The 20,532-nt window shown below is 72.0% G+C and carries 12 protein-coding genes; 6 read left to right on the top strand and 6 right to left on the bottom strand.

Going from position 1 to position 20,532, the window contains the following annotated elements:
- Positions 1-35: 35 nt before the first annotated feature.
- The 5 genes from ACZOOI_RS41235 (at position 36) to ACZOOI_RS41255 (ending at position 6,805) form a co-directional block, all read left to right on the top strand.
- Positions 36-2,210: a DUF4135 domain-containing protein gene (locus tag ACZOOI_RS41235; protein WP_465281945.1), complete on the top strand. Its 2,175-nt coding sequence runs from the start codon at positions 36-38 to the stop codon at positions 2,208-2,210.
- Complete coding sequence (locus tag ACZOOI_RS41240) at positions 2,207-3,502, top strand: hypothetical protein (protein WP_465281946.1); 1,296 nt, start codon at positions 2,207-2,209, stop codon at positions 3,500-3,502. The genes ACZOOI_RS41235 and ACZOOI_RS41240 overlap by 4 nt, the downstream gene beginning before the upstream one ends.
- Positions 3,499-4,830 (top strand): JmjC domain-containing protein, encoded by a 1,332-nt coding sequence (locus ACZOOI_RS41245; RefSeq protein WP_465281947.1) that lies wholly within the window; start codon positions 3,499-3,501, stop codon positions 4,828-4,830. Before ACZOOI_RS41240 ends, ACZOOI_RS41245 begins: the two co-directional genes overlap by 4 nt.
- 260 nt (positions 4,831-5,090) lie before the next feature.
- On the top strand, positions 5,091-6,020 hold the full coding sequence (locus ACZOOI_RS41250) for a DUF4034 domain-containing protein (RefSeq protein ID WP_465281948.1): 930 nt from the start codon (positions 5,091-5,093) through the stop codon (positions 6,018-6,020).
- 302 nt (positions 6,021-6,322) lie between these two features.
- Complete coding sequence (locus tag ACZOOI_RS41255; RefSeq protein WP_465281949.1) at positions 6,323-6,805, top strand: phosphatase domain-containing protein; 483 nt, start codon at positions 6,323-6,325, stop codon at positions 6,803-6,805.
- Between the two features lie 151 nt (positions 6,806-6,956).
- Here ACZOOI_RS41255 and ACZOOI_RS41260 read toward each other — a convergent pair whose 3' ends face one another.
- Positions 6,957-7,862, bottom strand: a complete 906-nt coding sequence (locus ACZOOI_RS41260) for a LysR family transcriptional regulator (RefSeq protein ID WP_465284151.1) — start codon at positions 7,860-7,862, stop codon at positions 6,957-6,959.
- A 90-nt stretch (positions 7,863-7,952) separates the two neighbouring features.
- Here ACZOOI_RS41260 and ACZOOI_RS41265 point away from each other — a divergent pair, with 90 nt between their 5' ends.
- A complete protein-coding gene (locus ACZOOI_RS41265) occupies positions 7,953-9,281 on the top strand; it encodes an aspartate aminotransferase family protein (protein ID WP_465281950.1) in 1,329 nt (442 codons plus the stop codon).
- A 38-nt stretch (positions 9,282-9,319) separates the two neighbouring features.
- Here the strand turns inward: ACZOOI_RS41265 and ACZOOI_RS41270 are convergent, their stop codons facing one another.
- The 5 genes from ACZOOI_RS41270 to ACZOOI_RS41290 all read right to left on the bottom strand — a co-directional run bounded on the left by ACZOOI_RS41270 (position 9,320) and on the right by ACZOOI_RS41290 (position 20,403).
- Positions 9,320-10,408 (bottom strand): FAS1-like dehydratase domain-containing protein, encoded by a 1,089-nt coding sequence (locus ACZOOI_RS41270; RefSeq protein ID WP_465281951.1) that lies wholly within the window; start codon positions 10,406-10,408, stop codon positions 9,320-9,322.
- A 212-nt stretch (positions 10,409-10,620) separates the two neighbouring features.
- The gene (locus ACZOOI_RS41275; RefSeq protein ID WP_465281952.1) at positions 10,621-11,895 is read right to left on the bottom strand and encodes an aspartate kinase; all 1,275 of its coding nucleotides are present in this window, start codon (positions 11,893-11,895) and stop codon (positions 10,621-10,623) included.
- 91 nt (positions 11,896-11,986) lie between these two features.
- Positions 11,987-13,348 (bottom strand): aspartate aminotransferase family protein, encoded by a 1,362-nt coding sequence (locus ACZOOI_RS41280; RefSeq protein ID WP_465281953.1) that lies wholly within the window; start codon positions 13,346-13,348, stop codon positions 11,987-11,989.
- Between the two features lie 226 nt (positions 13,349-13,574).
- Complete coding sequence (locus ACZOOI_RS41285) at positions 13,575-17,672, bottom strand: Pls/PosA family non-ribosomal peptide synthetase (RefSeq protein WP_465281954.1); 4,098 nt, start codon at positions 17,670-17,672, stop codon at positions 13,575-13,577.
- A 1,129-nt stretch (positions 17,673-18,801) separates the two neighbouring features.
- Positions 18,802-20,403, bottom strand: a complete 1,602-nt coding sequence (locus ACZOOI_RS41290) for an amidase family protein (RefSeq protein WP_465281955.1) — start codon at positions 20,401-20,403, stop codon at positions 18,802-18,804.
- Between the last annotated feature and the right edge of the window lie 129 nt (positions 20,404-20,532).

Here is a 20,532-nt window from a genome sequence, read left to right on the forward strand (position 1 = left end):
GGCGCCCTCCTCGCAGGGCGGAAGGATGATTCGCCATGGCCACCACGCTCCCGGGGCACGTGCTCGACCGCGGGCCCGTACTCGGCCGCCTGATTCGGCGGGTACGAGTGCACGGCGCCCCGGAGTTCTTCCCGCCCGTCGTCACCGACGGACCGCACGACACGCTGGCGCCGGACCGTGCGCTCGGCGGCGGGCGCGACGCCGACGAGGTGGCGGCGCTCCTGGGGGAGGAGCGATTCGCGCCGCTGCGGCGGGCGTTGGAGCGGCTCGACGCCTGGTGTGTGCGGTCCGGTTCCGCCGTGGAGGATGACGTACTGGCACCCGGGTTGCTCGACCCGGTCCACTCCGGTGCGTTCGGCGCCACCCTGGGCGCCGTCTTCACCGCGTGTTTCAACTCCCCGCCGGACGTCGCCGACCGCCTCGCGGAGCAGCGCACGGGACAACTGTGCGCCGCACTGGACCTCTTCCTCGCCCGACTGCGCACCGACCTGCGCTCGCCCGACTGGCCCCGGGAGGCGCGACTGCGCGGCCCGGTCACCGAACTGTCGGCCCAGGGCACGGAAACCCACAACGGGGGATTACGCGTGATGCGGCTGCGGCTCGCCGGTGGCGGGCGGGTCGCGTACAAGCCGCGGCCGGCGAACGGCGAGGCGTTGTTCCTCGCCGAGGGTGACCGAACCGGCCACGGTGCGGGCCTGTTCGCCCGCATCAACGCCCTGCCGCAGGCGTCCGGACCGGTACGCCTGCCGGTGCTGGGCACGTGGACCGGGTCCGGTCCCGGGGCGGCGGGGTACAGCTGGCAGGAGTGGATCGAACCGCCGGCCGAGCAGGGCGCCGTGCGGGTCGACGGCCGCTGGACGATGACCGGTACCGTGCTCGCTCCCGAGGACGCGGCGCGGTTCTGGCGGCGGGCGGGCAATCTCGCCGCCGCCTGCGTCGCCTTCGGGATCTCCGACCTGATCGGCGGCAACATCCTGGCCGGCGCCAGGCCGCATCGCCCCGACGACGAGCCGATGTTGTATCCGGTGGATTTGGAGTGCTACTTCACCGGATTGACCGGACTCCGGGCCACGGGCCTGTTGCCACCGGACCGCGACCCGGCGGGCGACGCCGACGCCGACGCCGACCTCGGCCCGCGGGCCGATGCCGATCCCGCGCCGGTCTCCGACGCGGATCGCGGCCCGGACTCGGCCACGGTCCCGGGCCCGGGCTCGGGCTCGGACGTACGGGCGGCCCCGGCACCGGATGCGAGCGAACCGAGCCCGGCCCCCACCCACCCGCCCGCCGCACTCGGGGAGTTCCCGCCCGGGCTGGAGGACACCGCCGACTGGCCGGACCAGGAGGGCGGCGCCCTCGTGTGGCGGCGCTCGCCCCGCACCGGTGTGCCGCGCCTGGCCCCCATGGACCGGCCGCTGACCCGCACGGCAGTCCCGTCGGCCGTCGCCGACACCGAGGGACGGATCGGCCGCGCGCCCTACCTGCCGGCGATGCTCCGCGGCATGTTCGACGCATGGACGCTGTTCTCCCGCCACCGGGAGGCCCTGCGCGGTGAGCTCGAACGCGGCTGCCCCGGGTTGTACATCCGGATCGTGCCGCGCCCGACGGCCGACTACGCGCGGGCCATCGACGCGAGATTGCGGGCCGTGACCGACGACGTGTACCCGGACGGGGAACCGTTCGGCATCGACGAGAAGCGGCAACTGGGGCGCTGGGACGTGCCGTACTACTTCTGCGCCGCCTCGGGCGGGCCGCTGCTCGCGATGGTCCCGGCCGCCGAGCCGTTCACGGCCGCGCCCGTTCCGGCCGAGGAGAGCCCCGAGGCGGAGGTCCCGGAGTTCCCCACGGCCGGCCTCCACCGCTACCGTGACGCCGCCCTGGGCGCCCTCGGCCCGGCCCTGCGCGACGCGGTCGTGAGCCTCGGCACGCCGCCCACGGGGGAGGTGCGCACCCTGTCGGATCCCGCGCTCGGCGTACGACTGCGGTGGTCCCACGACGCCGGCCGGGTCGACTTCGACTGGCCCCGGGCGGGCCGGCGGGTCGGCTACGAGTGGAGCGCGGGCGCCGTGCGCATCCACCTGGAGGAACTCGCCCGGCCCAGGACCGGGCCGGACGTACCCGCGGCGTCCGCGACAACGCCCGATGTACGCGCCCCTGGCGCGACCACCCCCGACGAACCCGCCCGTTCCGCAGCCACGGAGGAGGCGTCGTGAGCGGCCCGGCGGTCGGATCGGCGGGAACCGGGCCCGCGTACGCCGACACCGCGTGGGAGAAGCGCTGCGCCCACGCGTGGGGCCGCGAGCCGGTCCATGCCACCGGTGTGACCCCTCCCGTGGACGCGGCGGAGGCATTCGGTACCGCGGTCAGGATGAGTGGGCCGTTTCGGGCCGGTGCGCGGCCGCGTTCGGTGTCGGCCGTCCGGTTCTTCACCGTCGACGGCCGCCTGGCCGCCCCCGGGGCCCTGCTGCCCACCGAGGACGACCTCGACCGGGACCGCTACGCGGACCGACTGGATCGGGAACTCGGCGGGAAGGGCTGGCTCCTGACGATCCGTCATCCCTTCGTGCTGAACTTCGCCCGATGGGCGCGCACCCGGGACGCGCTGGCCGGACTGTGGCGCCGGGCGGGATGGCCGGCGCTGCCGCTGACGGCGGAACTGAGCTTCGGCCACGGCTGCTCCGCCTCCACGCCGGCGCCCGGCACGGATGTGTTGACCTGGGTGCTCGGCGGCACCTTCGGGCCCGGGGCACGGGCGGGCGATCTGCTGTACCGTCCGGCCGCGAGCGCGCCGGACGACGCGGGCGAGGTGTATCGCGACCGGGCCGCCGTGCTGCGGATCCTGGTGCCCACCGATCCCACGACCGCGCTGCCGGCCGTGCGCACGGTGCTCCTGGACCTGGTGCGCCGCGACCCCCTCGCGGACCGAGCGATGCCGTATCTGCCCTATCCGCCGCCGGAGAACCCCGACGGCTCGACGCCGGTCTCCGGCGAATTCGCCGAAGTGGCCGACGTGCTCCGCCGGGTGATCGACGGCCCCGACGCGGAGCTGGAGCGGGCGGTGCGGCGGCGCTGGGCGGCTCGGCGCTCCGCGGCGGGCCTGGAACCCGTCCCGGAACCGCGCCCGGCGACCGACCTCGGCCCGGGCGCCGACTCGCGGGTCCGGCTCGGCGCGCAGGTGCTTCGGGTGCGCGAGGGCGCGGACCGCGAAGTGTGGGCGGTCAACGGGCTGTTGCTCCCGGTACGCGGCACCCTGGCGGCCCGGGTCCTGGCCGAACTCGACTCGGAACGCCGCACCGCGGTACGCGACTTGCTCGGGCGGGTCGGCGCGGCCGGCCATCCGGCCCGGGAGGACGGCGTCCTGGCACTGCTGCGGGCGCTGTATCGCACCCGCGCGCTGGAGCCGGTCGGGCCGGACGAGCCGGTTGATCCGGACGAGCCAGTCGATCCGGGTGAGCCGGGCGACCCGGACGGGCGGTTGACACCGAAGACGGAGACGCAACCATGACGACGCCACGGGGCGACCACCGCACCGACATCGCGGACCGGACCGGGGGAGTCGACGTGATCGACGGCCTGGACTGGGAACTGATCGCCGCACGCTACTGGGACCGACGTCCCGTGCTGATCCGACTCGCGGACGCCCCGGAGCGGCACCCGTTCCGGCCGGACGACGTGTTCGCCTCGGCCGTGGCCGCCACCGCCGCCAACGCCGCCGGCGAAATCCCCAAGCACGTCCGGTTCGCCGTGGACCGCGACCTCAAGTCCCGCCCGGACGGCTGGCTGCCCCGCGCCGGCGACGGCTCGCTGGACGGCTATGCCCACCGCCTGGCGGAGCGCCTGGCCGGGCGCCGCTACTCGCTGACCGTGCAGGCGTTCCACGCCTTCCACCCCGCGCTGTGGCGGCGTGAACGAGCTTTCTACGACGGCGCCTTCCGGCGGTTCGGACTGCCGCTGAGCAGTGCGATCACCACGATGTTCCACGGCAACTACGAGCACACCCAGATCGGGGCACACAAGGACCGGTTCGCATCGTTCATGTTCGCGCTCCAAGGACGCAAACGCATGCGTTTCTGGCCGGAACGACCATGGACCGAGGCGGTCACGTCGGTACTGGACTACGAGCGATACCTGCCCGGTTCGTTCGCCGTCGAGGTGCATCCGGGCGAAATGTTGTACTGGCCGTCGAGTTACCACCACGTCGGTGAAAGTGCACTGGACGAAACCCCCGCCACGAGCGTGAACGTCGGACTGCCGCGCGAGTTCACCCGGTCGGCATTCGAGGTGGCGGAGTACCTGACGGAACCCACGCCCGAATCCATGCTGAGCGAGGAAATGGAAACCGCCGGACTGCCGCCCCTGGCGGGCCCGGCATGGGCACCGGCCGACCCGATCGACGGGCCGTCGGTGGTGGGCGAACTGCCGCCCGCACTGGCCCAGGCGGTGGACTTCTTCCGCTCCGGCATCGACGAGCGCTCGCTGAGCGAGTGGGTGGCGACGCTGTCGCTGCGCCGCTGGACGGCCGGCGGCTTCTTCCCGTCGCCGCCGCCCGCACCGCATCGGGCCCTGGACGACGAGGCGACCGTCACGCTGCCGGCCGACGAGCCGGTGCGTTGGCACGACACGGGCGTCGCCCGGATCGTCGCCGCGTGCGGACACACCACCCGCACCACACTCGATGCGCACACCCTGACCCGCCTGCTCACCGCCCTGCGCACGTCCGGCGAGGGAGTCAGGACCGGTACCCTCCTCGACCGCCTGCCCACGGCGGCGCGGGAAGACGCCCGGCACCTCCTGGAGGACCTCACCCGATTCCACGCCCTGCACCACTCCTGACCGCCTCGCCGCGGCCTTCGGATGCGGCCGCGCTCGCCATCCACCGCCCGCCCGCCTCGGAGATCGACGAGTGGTCGAACGCACGGTCCCCCGCGCGCCGGGGCGCCGTGTTCCACCCGGCACCGACCTCTCCTACGGGCCGGGCACGTTCGGGTGCGGGTGATGCCCTACGCTGCGCTCTCATGTCGATCTTCAAGCGGTTTCGTCGGCCGGGGCCTGACGAGACCCCCGCAGGTCCGGCTTTCGTCGAGGACCCCGCCATGCTGGACCTCGAGGTGGCCGCGGCCCGCGACTTCGTGGTGCGGACCGGCCGCTTCGAGCCCGCGACGCAGATGCTCGAACAGATCGGCTCGAACTGGGATCGGCGCTCCCTCTGCGCGCAGACCCTCGCCGACAGCGTCCTGAAGAACCCCGCCTGGTTCGTGGCCTGGACCCGGGCACAGCCCGATTCGGCCGACCGGCTCGTGGTCGAGGCGCAGGTCGCGGTGAACGCCGCCTGGGAGGCGCGTGGCAGTGGGTGGGCACGCGACACCAGCTCCGAGGCGTTCGCCGAGTTCGCCCGGATCCTCGAACACGCCGAGCAGGCCTGCCTGCTCGCGTGCGAAGCCGCCCCGCAGGACCCGACGCCCTGGATCACCCGACTGTGGGTGACCATCGGCCGTGGAGCCCCGCGGGAGGTGTTCGAGGCCCGCTGGTCCGAACTGCTCGCCCGGGACCCGCACAGCCGGTTCGGCCACAACAGCGCGCTCCAATACCTGGCCGCCAAGTGGTACGGCTCGCATGAGGAGATGTACGCGTTCGCCCGCAAGGTCGCGACAGCGGCTCCGGCCGGATCCCCGCTGGCACTCCTGGTGTTGCAGGCCCACATCGAGTACCAGCTGCGCGAGAACGACCGTGACTCCGATTTCGACATCGACGCGTTCTGGTCGCACCCCGAGCGTCAGGCCGACCTGGACGCGGCCCTCGCGGCCTATCCCAAGGACGGCGCCGGCCGCAATCCCACCTGGCTGCACGACCTCAGCATCCTGACCTTCGCGCTCGCGATGTCGGACCGATGGATCGACCTCGCGGTCCAGTTCGCGGGTGCCAACAACAGCGTCTACGAATACCCCTGGCACCACACCAGCCGCGGCTTCCTCGCCGAAGCCTTCCGGAACGCGCAGGAGGCAGTGGCTCCCTACCGCGCCTGAGCCACGCCTGTGCGGACGGTGGCCTCCTCGGTCGGCCGCACACCGTTCGCGGAGACGGTCGGCGGACCCCTTTCGGCCGTGCCCCCGTGGCGCGGCCGAAAGGGACGAGAGCCACCCGGCCGAGAGGCGAGCCGACGTTGGGGCGGGGGTGCTTCGGTGGTGTCCGGGCGTGCGTCCGGCGCGCCGGCTGGGGGGGGTGGGTCGCCACGACCGCGTGCCCTCGCGATCCCACACCGGCGAAACGCCGTGACCGGTCCCGGCGTAGACTGCGCGGCCGAGTCGGAGTGGTTTTGGAGGTGTCGGTGAAGTCTCGTCCGTTGGCCGTGTTCGACCTGGACGGCACGGTGGCCGACACCCGTCACCGGCTGCACTTCGTCGAGTCGCGTCCGCACGACTGGGCGGCGTTCTTCGCGGCGGCGGCGCAGGACGCGCCGCTGGAGGAGGGTGTCGCGCTCGCGAAGGCCAGTGTCGAGACCCACGAGGTGGTGTACGTCACCGGCCGCCCGGAGCGCTGCCGCCGCGACACCCTGGACTGGTTGCGCCGGCACGGCCTGCCGCGCGGCCGACTGCTGATGCGCGCCGACCGGGACCGCCGTCCGGCCCGCGTGGCCAAACCCGAGTTGCTGCGCAAACTTGCCCGGGGGCGGACCGTCGGCATGGTCGTCGACGACGACGCCCGGGTCTGCGAGGCGTACGCGGCCGCGGGATTCCCGGTGGTGCGGGCCGACTGGATGCCCGCCTCACCGATCCTGAAGCAGGCCCAGGAACAGCAGGGCCGTACCTGACACCCCGCGCGCCCCGAAGCCCGGCACCCGTCGTGTTGACGGAGGTGGAGCGGGACGTGCACACCGGATGCCGGTCCCGCCCGGGCCGCCGGCCCCGACCCGACGCGGACGGGTTCGCCGCCGGCCCCGCCCCGTGTTCGACGCGACGCCGCTATCCGTGCCCCGGGAGCGCCGGGTCCGGGTTGTGTCGCAGTGCGTCCAGTACGGCGCGCACCGCCGCACGAGGTGGCGGGCCGCGGCGGATCGCCGCCGTGATCGTGCGGGTCACGGGGGTTGCGAGTTCCCGGGTGGCGACGCGGTATCGGCGGTCGACCGCCAGGCCGGGCAGCAGCGCGATGGACAGTCCGGCCTCGACGTGTTGCAGGGTCATCATGTAGTTGCCGAACCGGCAGACCACCCGCGGCTCGAACCGTGCCTGACGGCACAGCCGGAGTGCCAGATTCGCCATGTACGACTGCGGCACGTCGAATGCCCACGGCTCCTCGGCGCAGGCCGCCAGGTCCACGGCGCCGCGCCCGAGCACGGGGTGTTCCGGCGGGACCACCAGCACGATCGGGTCGGTGGTCAGCGGCACGATGTCCAGGTCGGGCCCCAGCGGCAGTTCGTCGAAATCGGTGGTCGTGATGATCACGTCCGCATCGCCGACCCGCAGCGCGGGCATGCTCTCGTGCGGTTCCAGCTCCAGCAACTCGACGTCCAGGTGCGGATGTTCGCGCGCCAGCCGGGTCACCGCCGGCACCGCCATGCTGTGGATCGCGCTCTGGAACGCCCCCAGCCGTACCAGCCCGGCCGGTTCCTCGCCGAACCCGCGCAGTTCCTCCTCGACGCCGTCCATGTGGTCGAGGATCGCCCGCGCCCGCCGGGCCAGGATCAGCCCGGCCGAGGTCAGTCGCACTCGGCGTCCCGTGCGTTCCAGGAGCTGTGTGTGCGTCTCCGCCTCCAGCACGGCGAGCTGCTGGGACACGCTGGACGGGCTCAGGTTGGCGGCCTGGGCGACCGCGCGGACGGTGCCCAGCGTGTCCAGTTGGCTCAGCAGCCGCAACCGCCAGGGATTCATCACGTCCCCATTGTTGTGCGGTTCTCCCGAACAGGACAGCCGGAATTGTGAGCTGGACGTGTTGCTCGAACCCGACCTACCGTCGAAGACATGGCTGCTTCGACCACCGTCCCGGCGTCCACCGAAACCTTCTGGATCGATGCCGAGAGGCATCTCGTCCGCTATGGCGGCGAGTTCACCCGCGAGATCATCGACCGTGCCGCCGGGAGCTTCGTGTTCACCGCGGACGGCCGGAAGATCCTCGACTTCACCTCCGGCCAGATGAGCGCGATCCTGGGCCATTCGCACCCGGAGATCGTCGCGACCGTACAGCGACAGGTGGCCACCCTCGACCACCTGTACAGCGGCATGCTCAGCCGTCCGGTGGTCGACCTCGCCCGGCGGCTGGCCGACACGCTGCCCGCGCCGCTGGAGAAGGTGCTGCTGTTGACGACCGGCGCCGAGTCGAACGAGGCCGCGATCCGGATGGCCAAGCTGGTCACCGGCAGGCACGAGATCGTCTCGTTCGCGCGGTCCTGGCACGGCATGACGCAGGCCGCCGCGTCCGCCACCTACAGCGCGGGACGCAAGGGCTACGGCCCCGGTGCGCCGGGCAACTTCGCCATCCCGGTGCCGAACACGTACCGGCCCGACCTGACCACGGCGGACGGTTCCCCGGACTGGCAGCGCCAGTTGGACCTCGCCTTCGACCTGATCGACGCCCAGTCGACCGGCAGCCTGGCCGCGTGCCTGGTCGAGCCGATTCTCAGCTCGGGCGGAGTCGTCGAGCCGCCGGCCGGCTACTTCGCGGCCCTGCGTGACAAATGCCGGGAGCGCGGCATGCTGCTGATCCTGGACGAGGCGCAGACCGGCCTGTGCCGCACCGGGTCCTGGTACGCCTTCGAGCGCGACGGCGTCGTCCCCGACATCCTCACGCTGTCCAAGACGCTCGGCGCGGGACTGCCCCTCGCGGCCGTGGTCACCAGCGCCGAGATCGAGCAGGAGGCGTACGAGCGCGGATACCTGTTCTTCACCACGCACGTCGCCGACCCGCTGCCGGCCGCGGTCGGCAACACCGTCCTCGACGTCCTGATCCGCGAGCGGCTCGACGAGCGCGCGCGCTCGCTCGGCGGGTTCCTCCGCCGCGGCCTGACCGAACTCGCCACGCGCCACGCGGTCGTCGCCGACATCCGCGGCCGGGGCCTGCTGGCCGGACTCGAACTGGCCGTCGACGGCGAGGCGAAGCGCAGCACGGACGAACTGGGCGCACGCATCACCCGGCGCTGCCTCGAACTCGGCCTGCACATGAACATCGTGCAACTCCCCGGCATGGGCGGGGTCTTCCGAATCGCCCCACCCCTGACCGCCACGGAGGAGGAACTCTCCCTCGGCCTCACCATCCTGGACGAGGCGATAGGCGACACCTGCGCCACCCTTTGAGCACGCCGCCACCCACGGCCGGCCGATCCGGCGGGGCGTCAGGTTGGGATGTGGGCGCGGATGGTGGCCTGGGTGTGGGGGCCGAGTGTGTTTGTGCCGGTGACGCGCAGGGTTGTCTCGTCGTCGTGTACGGCGGTCACCTCGCCGGCGAGGGTGAGGGTGTCTCCCGTGTGGTTGGGGGCGAGCAGGCGCAGGTCGACCTCCAGGAGCCGGGTGGCCGGGCCGCCCCAGTCGGTGACCACGCCGCCGACGAGACCGGTGGTGGCGAGGATGTTGGTGAAGATGCCGGGACGCCGGAGCGAGCCGCGTGTCCAGTCGGCGTCGTGGTGGGCGGCGTAGAAGTCCCCCGTGGCGAAGGCGGTCGCGATCACGAACGTGGGGGTGATCGGGATCGTGGTGGCGGGGGTGCGGTCGCCCACCCGCGGGGTCGCCGCGAGCGGGCGGCAGGTGCGGCCGCTCGCGGGTGTCGGCGGCGAGGGATCCGCGGCGGCGGCCGGCGCGTCGGCGGGTCGGTCCTCCGGCGTGCGGAAGCACAGTACGGTCCAGTCGACCGTGGCGACGTCCGCCTCGTCCCCGTCCCGGAAGGTCATCCGGGTGGTGACGAAATATCCGGCGCCCAACGCCGTCCGCTTGCGCGCCGACACCGTCGTGAGCACGCTCTCGCACGTGAGGTGGTCTCCGACGACCGCCTCGCGGTGGTACTCCTGCCGGCATCGGGTCGCCGCGCGGGCGGCGTACCCGTGCGCGGTGAGCAGGCGATGTACGGCCGCGGCCGGATTGTCGGCGCCCTTCCCGTCCACCCGGCCGGTCGGCGACGGCCCGTCGTTCGCCGCTTGGCCGCCCAGGTAGGGCGCGTACCCGGGCACCTGCGGCAACGTGGCGGCCAGGGCCGACAGTCGGGGCATGGTCCAGGCCTGGACCATGGTCGGGGGTGCGACGATCCCGGGCCGCCCGGTTGCGGCGGCGGCGTCCGCGTCGCGGTAGACGGGGTTGGGGTCGCCGAGGGCGTCGGCCCACATGTCGAGCATGGGCGCGTTGACGGCGTGCCGGGCGCGCACGACGGATGCGGTGCCCCGGAGCACGCACTCCTGGAGCAGGCGATCCAGTTCCACGGTGTCGGTCGTCATGCCCGCCTCGCCTTCCGGACGATCGCCAGGTTGCCGTCGCACACCCTATCGAGGTGCTTGACATTGACAAGCGTCGGGTGTCCGGCCGGGGGACGGTTCCGGGCGGCCCCGGTCACGATCCCGCCGCCCCGCTCCGCCCCGCCGTCGTGCGGCACCGTGTACGCGCTGCCCGGCGCCGACCGGGCGGCCCGTACACGGTGCTTGCCGGCCCGCTAGCGGCCGGTTCCCGCGTGGACCGGGGCCGCCTCCTCGGTGTCGTCGGTGTCGAGACGGAACGCCGTGTGCAGGGCACGGACCGCGTCGGCGACCCGGGCCGTGCGACACAGGACGGAGATCCGGATCTCCGACGTCGAGATGATCTCGATGTTGACCCCGGCCGCCGCCAACGTCTCGCAGAACGTCGCGGTCACTCCGGGGCACGTGCGCATGCCGCTGCCGATGAGCGAGATCTTGCCGACGTCCTCGTCGTGGCTCACCTCCTCGAAGCCGATTTCCCCGGCGCACCCACGCAGGGCGGCCAGGGCGGCGAGCGCGCCCTCCCCCGCCAGGACGAATGTGATGTCGGTGCGTCCACCCTTCGGCGGCGCCGCGTTGTGGACGAGCATGTCGATCTCGCCGCCGGCGTCGGCGACCGTTCGCACGAGCCGACCCACCGCCGCGGGATCGTTCGGTACGCCGGTCACGGTGACCTTCGCCCCCGACGTGTCGTGGGCCACGCCGGTGATCGTCGACCGGCCGGCATCGGCGTCGTCGGGCGCGCCGGACACGGTGGTTCCGGGCCGGTCGCCGTAGGCGGAGCGTACGTGGATCGGCACACCGCAGCGGCGGGCGTACTCCACCGAGCGCAGGGCCAGGACCTTGCTGCCGGCCGCGGCCATCTCCTGCATCGCCTCGTAGCCGATGTGGTCGAGCAGTGCCGCGCGCGGGACGATTCGCGGATCCGCGCTGTACACGCCGTCGACATCGGTGTGGATCTCGCAGATGTCGGCCTTGAGCGCGGCGGCCAGGGCGATGGCCGTGGTGTCCGAACCGCCGCGGCCCAGGGTGGTGATGTCGTCGGTCTCCCGACTCAGACCCTGGAACCCGGCGACCAGGACGATGGCGCCCCGGTCGAGTTCCCGACGGATGCGCTGGGGCGCCACCTCGACGATCCGGGCGTTGCCGTACTCCGAGGTGGTGAACACGCCGGCCTGCGGACCGGTGAGCGAGCACGCCCGTTCGCCCAGGGCACGGATCGCCATCGCCGCCAGGGCGTTGGAGATGCGCTCGCCCACCGTGAGCAGCATGTCGCGTTCGCGCGGATGGGGGAGGGGTGAGATCTGCCGGGCCAGGTCGAGCAGTTCGTCGGTGGTGTCGCCCATCGCGGACAACACCACGACGACATCGTGGCCTTCCCGGTGGGTGGCCACCACACGTTCGGCGACGCGTCGGATGCGCTCGATGCTGTGCACCGAGGAGCCGCCGTACTTCTGGACGATCAAAACCATGGGGGAGGTCTCCTCGAAGGGCTGCCGGTGACGGGCGGCCGGGATCGGCGCCGGGCCGGGCCGATCGGACCGGGGCCGATACGGCGTGGGCCTACGGATGGCCGATTTCGATGGCGTCGACGAGGATCGAGCACGCGGTGTCCACGACGTCGGCGGTGACGTTGAGCGGCGGCAGGATCCGAACCACGCAGTCATCGCGACCTCCGCGTTCGATGATCAGTCCGCGGCGCAGCGCCCGCGACTGCACGGCGCCGGCGAAGTCGCCCGCGGGCCGCCCGGTTTCCGGATCGGCCAACTCGATGCCCCACATCAGCCCCCTGCCGCGTACTTCGCGCACCCACGGGTCGGCGATCAGCGGCGTCAGGCGCGCGGAGATCTGCGCACCGCGACGGCGCACGTTGCCCAGGACGTCGTCACGCCGCACGATGCGTACGGCCTCGGCACCGGCGGCGAAGGCGAGTTGATTGCCGCGGAAGGTGCCGATGTGCGCGCCGGACGCCCAGGTGTCCAGTTTCTCGTCGTAGAGGATGAGCGCGATCGGCGTGCCGATGCCGCTGAGCGCCTTGGAGGCGACGACGACGTCCGGTTCGATGTCGTACTGCTCGAAGGCGAACCAGGTCCCGGTCCGTCCGCAGCCGGTCTGGACCTCGTCGACGATCAGCAGGATGCCCAGTTCGCGGGTGATCGTCCGCAGCCGGCGGACGAAGTCCGCGGTGGCCGGGACGACGCCGCCCTCGCCCTGGATCGGTTCCAGGATCACCGCGGCCGGGAGCGGGATGCCGCCGTTGCCGTCGGTGAGCGAACGCTCCAGGTAGGTCGCGCAGTTGGTGTCGCACGTCGCCGGGCTCAGGTCGAGCGGGCACCTGGCGCAGTAGGAGAAGGGGAAGAAGTGGGTGCCGGGCATGCCGTTGGGGACGGCCGTCTTCGGCGCCACGAGTCCGGACAGGGCCATCGCGGCGTGGGTGCTGCCGTGGAAGCCGCCCTGGAAGGTGACGATGTCACCGCGGCCGGTGGCGATCTTGCACAGCTTGACCGCGGCCTCGACGGCGTTGGCTCCGGTGGGGCCGCAGAAGTGCACCTTCGTGCGGTTCCGCATGCCCGCGGGCAGCATGGACAGTTGGGCCTCGACGAACTCGTCCTTGATCGGCGTCGGGAAGTCGAGGCCGTGGGTGAGCAGACCGAGCTGGGCGACGACGGAGCGCACCAGCTCCGGGTGGTTGTGGCCCAGGGACAACACCCCGGCGCCGGCGAGGAAGTCGATGAAGACGTTGCCGTCGACGTCGCGCACGAAGCTCCCGGAGGCTTCGGCCGGCGCGATGGGCAGGTGTCGCGGGTAGGTGCGGGCGTTGGACTCGCGGCGCCCCTGACGTGCGAGCAGTTCGGCGGAGCGGGGGCCGGGAAGGTCGCAGTCGACCCGCGGTTCGGTCATGGTGCGTTGCACGAGCGGTGCCATGAGGGTCTCCGATGGCGTGGCGGGAGATGGGGCATGACGGATGGGGACGAGGGGTGGAATCGGGTCGTGCGTCGGGCACGAACGGGAGCGAGGGGGAACGGGATCGGCGCGGAACGGGATCGGCGCGGGACGGGAGCGGCGCGGGACGGGAGCGGATGCGCGGGAGCGGCGCGGGATCGGAGCGGCAGCGGCGCGAGAGCGGAACAGCCCGCGACCGTCCGCCGGTTCAACCGGGACGGGCCGGGATGCCGCGCCAGCGGGTGCCTTCCGGCAGGTGCTCGCCCTTCATCACCAGGGACATGGCGTCCAGCGAGGCGCCGGCACCGACCCGCGCGTCATAGAGCACCACCGACCGGGTACCGACCGAACTGCCCGCCCCGATGCGCACTTCGGACATCTTCATGACGCGGTCCTCGAACAGGTGGGTCTGCAGGGACGTCACCTCCGCCACCGCAGCGTCGTCGCCGACCTCGACCAGGTCGAATTCGGTGAGGTAGGTCGTCGCGAGCCAGACCCGCCGGCCGATGCGGGCGCCGAACAGCCGCAGGACCGGGCCCATCAGCGGCGTGCCGGTGAGGAGGTTGAGCAGACTCGGCACGACGAGGTTCTCGAACAGCCCGGTGATCACCTCGGTACGGCGCACCCAGATGCTCCACAGCGGTTCGACACGGGCCCGATAGCGGCCGATGACCAGCCACTTGAGCAACACCACGGCCAGGGTGGAACCCACGCCGACGGCCAGGAAGAAGGCGGGACCGAGCAGGAACAGCACCCACGGCGGGCAGTTCTCGGCGACCCGGATGCAGCCGTACAGACTGGCCAGCGCGGCCAGCGAGGCGATCGTCGCGGGCAGGGTCACCCGGAAGTACTCGATGGCCAGACGCGCCGCGATCAGCCCCCGGGAGGGGCTGTAGGTCAGTTTCGCGGGGAAGTCCCGGCTCGCCTCGCGGCGCGGCAGGAAGATGGCGGGTGAGCCCAGCCAGGTCGTCTCGGGGTCGATCGGCCGGCTCGGGGCCAGGGAGTGCACGCCGAGCAGGCTGTTCTCGCCGAGTCGGCACGAGCCGGGAACGAGGGCCCCGTTGCCGACGAAGCTGCGTGCGCCGATCTCGGCCGGTGCGAGCGAGACGCGACCGCGGTGGAAGACCGCCGGTCCCACGACGCTGACGTCCGCCACGAAGCTGCGTTCGCCGATGATCAGCATGTCCGGGTCGACGAAGCTCACGGTGGCCACCTCGGACCAGCGTCCGGTGCGGGCACCGAGCAGGCGCAGGAAGGGCACGAGGTACAGCGTCGAGTAGAGCGAGTGGGTCAGGGTCAGGCTGGTGGTCATCATGCCGTCGCCGATCCACTTGCGCACGCCGAAGCCGCTGCGTTCGGGGTGGATGCCGGCTCGCACCCGCGGCAGTACGGCTCGTTTGACGAGCAGCACCAGCGTGCAGGTGAACAACACGACGAGCGGACCGGCCAGGGCGGTGGCCGCGACGGCCCAGCCGAAACCGAACTTCCAGGCCACGCAACCCACGAGCGTGCCGGCGCCGGCGACGACCAGCAGCGGGACCAGTGCGAGCAACACCGCGCCGACGCCGAACCCGAGCAACACCCCTACCGGCCAAGGTCGTTCGTCGTCCTCGGCGGCCAGCGCGGCGAGCAGGGCGGGCGCGGTGTCCCGGCGGGTGACCGGCGAACCGGCCCAGTGTTCGTCCGCGGGCACCACATGGCCGGCCGGAACCAGGGACTGCTCGCCGATCGAGGCCCGGTCGCCGATCACCGCGCCAGCCAGGACGACGCTGTTGGTGCCCACGAAACTGCCGGAGCCGATCCGGATGGGCGCCAGGCACAGCCGGCCGTTCTCCACCACGTACGGCTGCAACCGCGCCCCGTAGCCGATGCTGGTGCCCTCGCCGATCTCCACGAACGCGGGCAGGCCGATCACGGCCGACAGGTGGCAGCCCCGGCCGATCCGGGCACCGAGCAGCCGCAACCACGGAGCCAGCAGGGGCGAACCGGTCAGGAAGGCGAGCGGACCGAAGACGAGCATCTTGCCGTACAGCCAGAACCGCAGGTACGTCACGCCCCACAGCGGATATCGGCCGGGGCGTACGCCGAGCATCAACAATCGGCCGCCGAGCACCGGGATCAGCAGGCTCACCAGGATCCAGCCGATCTCCAGGAGGACAAAGCCAGGCAGGTTCATCCGGATGAGGCGGTCGAGGACGCCGCCGGCGGCCGGCCGGTGCACCGGCCGGTGCCAGACCAGGAACAGCCGGTAGAGCAGAACCACGCCGGGCAGGCCGAACACGAGCAGCCATCCGTACAGGCAGGCGATCTGCGCGAGCCCGCAGGCGAACACCCGGGCGCCGGAGTGGCGTAGCGGCGCGAGCGGCTCGGGGAGCGTCGAGGCGGGCCCCGTTGCCGCCGTCGTTGCCGTGGTCGCGGTGCCCGTGTCGGCGTGGCCTGCTGCCGCTGCCTCGGCCTCGGACTGGATGAAGCGGGCCAGGCGGCGGACGGTGGGATGGGCGTACAGGTCGCCCATCGCCACGCCGCGCAGGTCGGGTTCCCGGCGCAGCCGGGAGACGAGCCGGGCCGCGGACATGGAGTGGCCGCCCAGGTCGCAGAAGAAGTCGTCCTCGACGGAGGGCGATTCGCCGCCCAGGACCTCCTGCCACAGCGCGGCCAACAGCCCCTCCAGCGCGGTTGCGGGGGCGACGTGGGTGGTGGTGCGCCGGTTCAGCGGCGGGGAGGCGGGGGCCGGCAGGGCGGACCGATCGACCTTGTCCGCGGCCAGCAGCGGGAATTCGGGCAGGATCTCGACGAAGGACGGGATCATGTAGTCGGGGAGCCGGCTCTGCAACGACACCCGCAGCCGCTCGCGCAGCGCCTGGTGCGAGGCGCCGCCCGCGGGGTCGGTGAGCGTGACGTAGCCGATGAGGTCCTGGACGACGCCGTCCTGCTTTCGGGGGATCACGACCGCGTTCTCGATCGCGGCGTCCGCGCGCAACACCTCCTCGATCTCGGCTGCTTCGATGCGGTAGCCGCGAATCTTGAGCTGGGTGTCGACGCGGCCCAGGTATTCGATCTCCCCGGTGGGGGTGAACCTGCCGAGGTCGCCGGTGCGGTAGATGCGCGGGACTTCGGCCCGTTCGTGCTCGACGGGGTTGGGCAGGAAACGTTCGGCGGTCAGTTCGGGCCGGTTGACGTAGCCGTCGGCCACGCCCGGACCGCCCACGCAGATCTCGCCGCCGACGCCCGGGTCGACCGGCCGCAGTCGCTCGTCCAGGATGTAGACGCGATACGTGGGCAGCGGAATGCCGATCGTGACCGGCCGGTCGGGTGCCAGTTCACCGCACGTGGCGGTGACGGTGGTCTCGGTCGGGCCGTACGCGTTGAGGATGCGCCGGCCGGGACGCGACCAGCGGCGCACCAGGTCCGGTGGGCACGCCTCGCCGCTGACCAACAGGGTTCGCAGGCCGGGTGGTTCGGCTTCGATGGTGGTCAGCAGGGTGGGCACGCAGCACAGCACGGTGATCGCCTGGGCGACCAGGAAGTCGCTCAGGCCCCGGCCGACCCGCCGATCGTCGGTGGGGCCGGCGACCAGGGTCGCGCCGGCGATCCAGGCGGGCCAGATCTCCTCCACCGAGAAGTCGAAGGCGATCGAGAGGCCCTGATAGACCCGGTCCTCGGCGCGGACCCGGTAGATCGGGGTGACCACGTGCAGGAAGTTGACGATGCTCGCGTGCGACACGGCAACGCCCTTGGGCCGGCCGGTGGTTCCCGAGGTGTAGATCACGTACGACCACGAACCCGGCTCGATGTCGATGTCGGGGCGATCGTCGGGCTGCTCCGCCAACTCGCGGGTCGCCTGGTCGAGTTCCAGGAACGGACCGGCCAGTTCCGCGGTGCGGTGACGCATGCCGCTGGTGGTGACCAGATCGCGCAGGTCGGCGTCCCGGGCGATGAAGGCGATGCGTTCGGCCGGGAAGGAGGGATCCAGCGGGACATAGGCGGCGCCCGTCTTGATCACGCCGAGGAGCGCGACGTAGGAGTCGATCGAGCGCTCCAGCAGGATGCCCACGGTATGTCCCGGAGCGACCCCGCGCGTCCGGAGCAGATTCGCCAGGCGATTGGCCCGCGAATCTACTTCCGCGTAACTTAGCTCGACGTTCTCGCAGACCACCGCTATGGCGTCCGGATTGCGGTCGCAGGAGCGTTCGAAGAAATGGGGAAGGGCTCGGATCGGCGAGCCGTCGAGAGCGGTCGTCGGCGGTGATATATCGGAGTCGATCGCCGCGTTCGCCGGTCCCGGAGCGGATCTCACTTCGGTCATGGCGCATCCTCGTATGGGATTTATGTAAACCTGGTTGAATTAATCGATTCGGACTTTATTCGATTGTTGATCCACATGCACGGCGGCTGCCGCCGGTCGTTCGGCGGGCTGCCCGCACGCTCGCAAGAGCGGGCGGGCGTGCGTCATCGACGCAGGTGAAGAGCTGTCTGGCGGCCGTCGTGGGGACGGCCTTCGGCCCGACGTGGGTCGGCGCCCGTCGTATCGCGCGGCAGGTTCCGGCGAACCACCGAGGCGCACGGAGCGCTCTCGCGAAATGACGTTGCCCACGGAGGCGAAACCGCGACGAACGATCGGATAAGGATCGCCCGCGCCACTCTTCCGGCACCGCTCGACGCCGCGGTCGACGACCGACCGGCTTCCTGTGCAATTGGAAGCCGTGATCATCCCCGAAGGATCACGGTTTCGCCGATTTTTGTGACCGCGATTGGGGATTGCACTTTCTTCGCGGTCACGGGTGAAGCCGAAATGAAAAATAGGTTCGGGCGTGCGGGTGCGAACAGGCGAATACGAGCCAACGTGAATCGGCTCGTTGGCGGGGGTGGATGGATACGCCGGGTGACCGGACGATGACGCTTCGCGCGGCCTGCGGACCCCCGGGCGCAATCCGCCGGCGGGGGCGGAATCTCGGACGAGTCGGGCGTGCGCCGAGGGGCTCTCGGGGGTACCCCCGAGAACGCCGGTGCGGGCCGGGAGACGAGCCGGTCACCTGCGGGACCGTCGGGATGCGGGCGGGCTTGGTCCTGGGTCGACGGCGTGGCGCCTTCCGGCGGGGGTGCGGTCGGTCGGCGTCACGATCGAGTGCCCGACGACCCGGGGTGATCCGACTCGACGGAATCGCTCGATCACCAAGAGTCAGCGAAATCGGGTCGCCGTGGCGAAAACCGGCCTCCGGAGGGGGCAGAAAAGTGCGCCCCGTGCCTCCCGGTGGCCACCGGGAGGGGCAAAGACTCCCTCACGGTTGCCTATCGGTTGTTTCTCGGCGGGTCCAAGGCCGTTGTTTTGTCCAACGCCCCGCCGCCGATGTGCGCGCTCCGCGCCCGACCGGCAACGGCGACGGGCCCGACCGGCGCAGCGCCGGTCGGGCCCGTCCCGAGGATGGGTCGGCGGTTCACCCCGAGGTGCGAGATCCCACGGACGGCAGGTAGCGCGGTGCCTGCCGGGCATCCAGCCGACGTTCGACCGAGGCGCCCAGCGACAGCAGTTCGGCGTCCCGGTGGTCGCCGGCCATCAGCAGCAGGCCGACGGGCAACTCGCGCACGAAACCGGCGGGCACCGACAACGACGGGTACCCGGACACGGCCGCCGGTGTGGAGGACGGGATCACGTCGTTGTCCCCGCGCGCGCAATCGGTGGTCCAGGCGGGCGGGTTCGTCGGCGAGGCGATGGCGTCCAGGCGATGTGCGGCCATGGTCTCGTCGATCGACCGCCGGGAAAGATCCTTCAACTCGGCCCGCATCGCGCGATATTGCGGGTCGGTCGTCGGCGGCGCGGCCAACGCCTGCTCGAACAACTCCTGACCGGCGAAGCAGGTCTGCTCCGCCGGGTGACTGCGGTTGAACTCGATCAGTTCGGCGAGGTTCCGCGGTCCCCGGCGGGTGCCGAGGTAGGCGTCGATGTCCCGATGGAACTCGCTCAGCAGCGCCGGGAACTCCAGTTCGGCAAGCCGCTCCTGGTAGGGGAGGCTCACCTCGACGACCTCGGCGCCCGCCCCGCGCAGGCGGTCCGCCGTACGCGTCATCAGGGCGTCCACCTCCGGCCCGAGGGTGGGCAGCCGCCACAGGCCGATGCGTTTGCCGTGCAGACCGCCGGGGCGGATCGATCCGCTCGCGACGTCGAAGGAGTCGGCGAGGTGCGGAAGTGGGCCGCCGCTGAGGACCGACAGCGTGAGCGCGGCATCGGTCACGTTGCGCGCCATGGGCCCGGCGGTGTCCTGCTCGGCGGAGATCGGCACCACGCCGGCCTGACTGACCAGGCCCAGGCTGGGCTTGTGCCCGACCACGCCGTTCGCCCCGGCCGGGCACACGATCGACCCGTCCGTCTCGGTGCCGATCGCCACCTGCGACAACGACGCGGCGAGTGCGGCGCCCGAACCGGCCGACGAACCGCAGGGGTTCCGGTCCAGGACGTACGGATTCCTGGTTTGTCCGCCCACCGCCGACCACCCCGATGTGGGCCTGGCCGCACGGAAGTTCGCCCATTCGGAGAGGTTCGTCTTGCCGAGGATCACCGCCCCGGCGTCGCGCAGCCGGGTCACGAGCGCGGCGTCGGTGTCCGGCGGGCTTCCGGCCAGTGCCAGCGACCCGGCCGTCGTCGGCAGCCCGCGGGTGTCCACGTTGTCCTTGAGCAGGACCGGAATGCCGTCGAGCGGGCCGCGGCTTTCGCCGCGTCGGTGCCTGGCATCGCTGGCGGCCGCCTGGCGCATGGCCGTCGGGTCCGTGCGCAACACGGAGTCGATCCGGGGATCGATGGTCTTGATGCGCCACAGGTAGGCGCCGGTCAGTGCCGACGAGGTCAACGAGCCGCGCGCCATGCGCGCCTGTAACTCGGGGATGGTCACCGTGTCGAGGTCGACCCCCAACCGCGCCGGCGAATCCGCGAACGAGGACGAACCGCCGGCCCCGGCCGCCTCGGCAGCCGAAACCGGCGACCCCGTCACGAGGCACCCGGCAACCAGGGTGGTGATCAGTAGGGCAACTCTCTTTCTTGTCATGCGAGTCATCGCACTACATCCCGGTGTCCGGGCACAAGGAAGCCATGACACCCGCCCGGATCGAGAGCCTCGCGTTCACGGTTCGTCTGCGGACCGTCAACCGTACCGGCCGCGGAGCGCCCCCGGCCG

Source organism: Embleya sp. L77 (assembly GCF_055557415.1).

Excerpts from the sequence above, each read along its gene's own strand:
- ACZOOI_RS41235 (WP_465281945.1), top strand. The coding sequence starts at position 36 with ATGGCCACCACGCTCCCGGGGCACGTGCTCGACCGCGGGCCCGTACTC.
- ACZOOI_RS41245 (WP_465281947.1), top strand. The coding sequence starts at position 3,499 with ATGACGACGCCACGGGGCGACCACCGCACCGACATCGCGGACCGGACC.
- ACZOOI_RS41250 (WP_465281948.1), top strand. The coding sequence starts at position 5,091 with ATGCTGGACCTCGAGGTGGCCGCGGCCCGCGACTTCGTGGTGCGGACC.
- ACZOOI_RS41260 (WP_465284151.1), bottom strand. The coding sequence starts at position 7,862 with ATGAATCCCTGGCGGTTGCGGCTGCTGAGCCAACTGGACACGCTGGGC.
- ACZOOI_RS41265 (WP_465281950.1), top strand. The coding sequence starts at position 7,953 with ATGGCTGCTTCGACCACCGTCCCGGCGTCCACCGAAACCTTCTGGATC.
- ACZOOI_RS41270 (WP_465281951.1), bottom strand. The coding sequence starts at position 10,408 with ATGACGACCGACACCGTGGAACTGGATCGCCTGCTCCAGGAGTGCGTG.
- ACZOOI_RS41275 (WP_465281952.1), bottom strand. The coding sequence starts at position 11,895 with ATGGTTTTGATCGTCCAGAAGTACGGCGGCTCCTCGGTGCACAGCATC.
- ACZOOI_RS41280 (WP_465281953.1), bottom strand. The coding sequence starts at position 13,348 with ATGGCACCGCTCGTGCAACGCACCATGACCGAACCGCGGGTCGACTGC.
- ACZOOI_RS41285 (WP_465281954.1), bottom strand. The coding sequence starts at position 17,672 with ATGACCGAAGTGAGATCCGCTCCGGGACCGGCGAACGCGGCGATCGAC.
- ACZOOI_RS41290 (WP_465281955.1), bottom strand. The coding sequence starts at position 20,403 with ATGACAAGAAAGAGAGTTGCCCTACTGATCACCACCCTGGTTGCCGGG.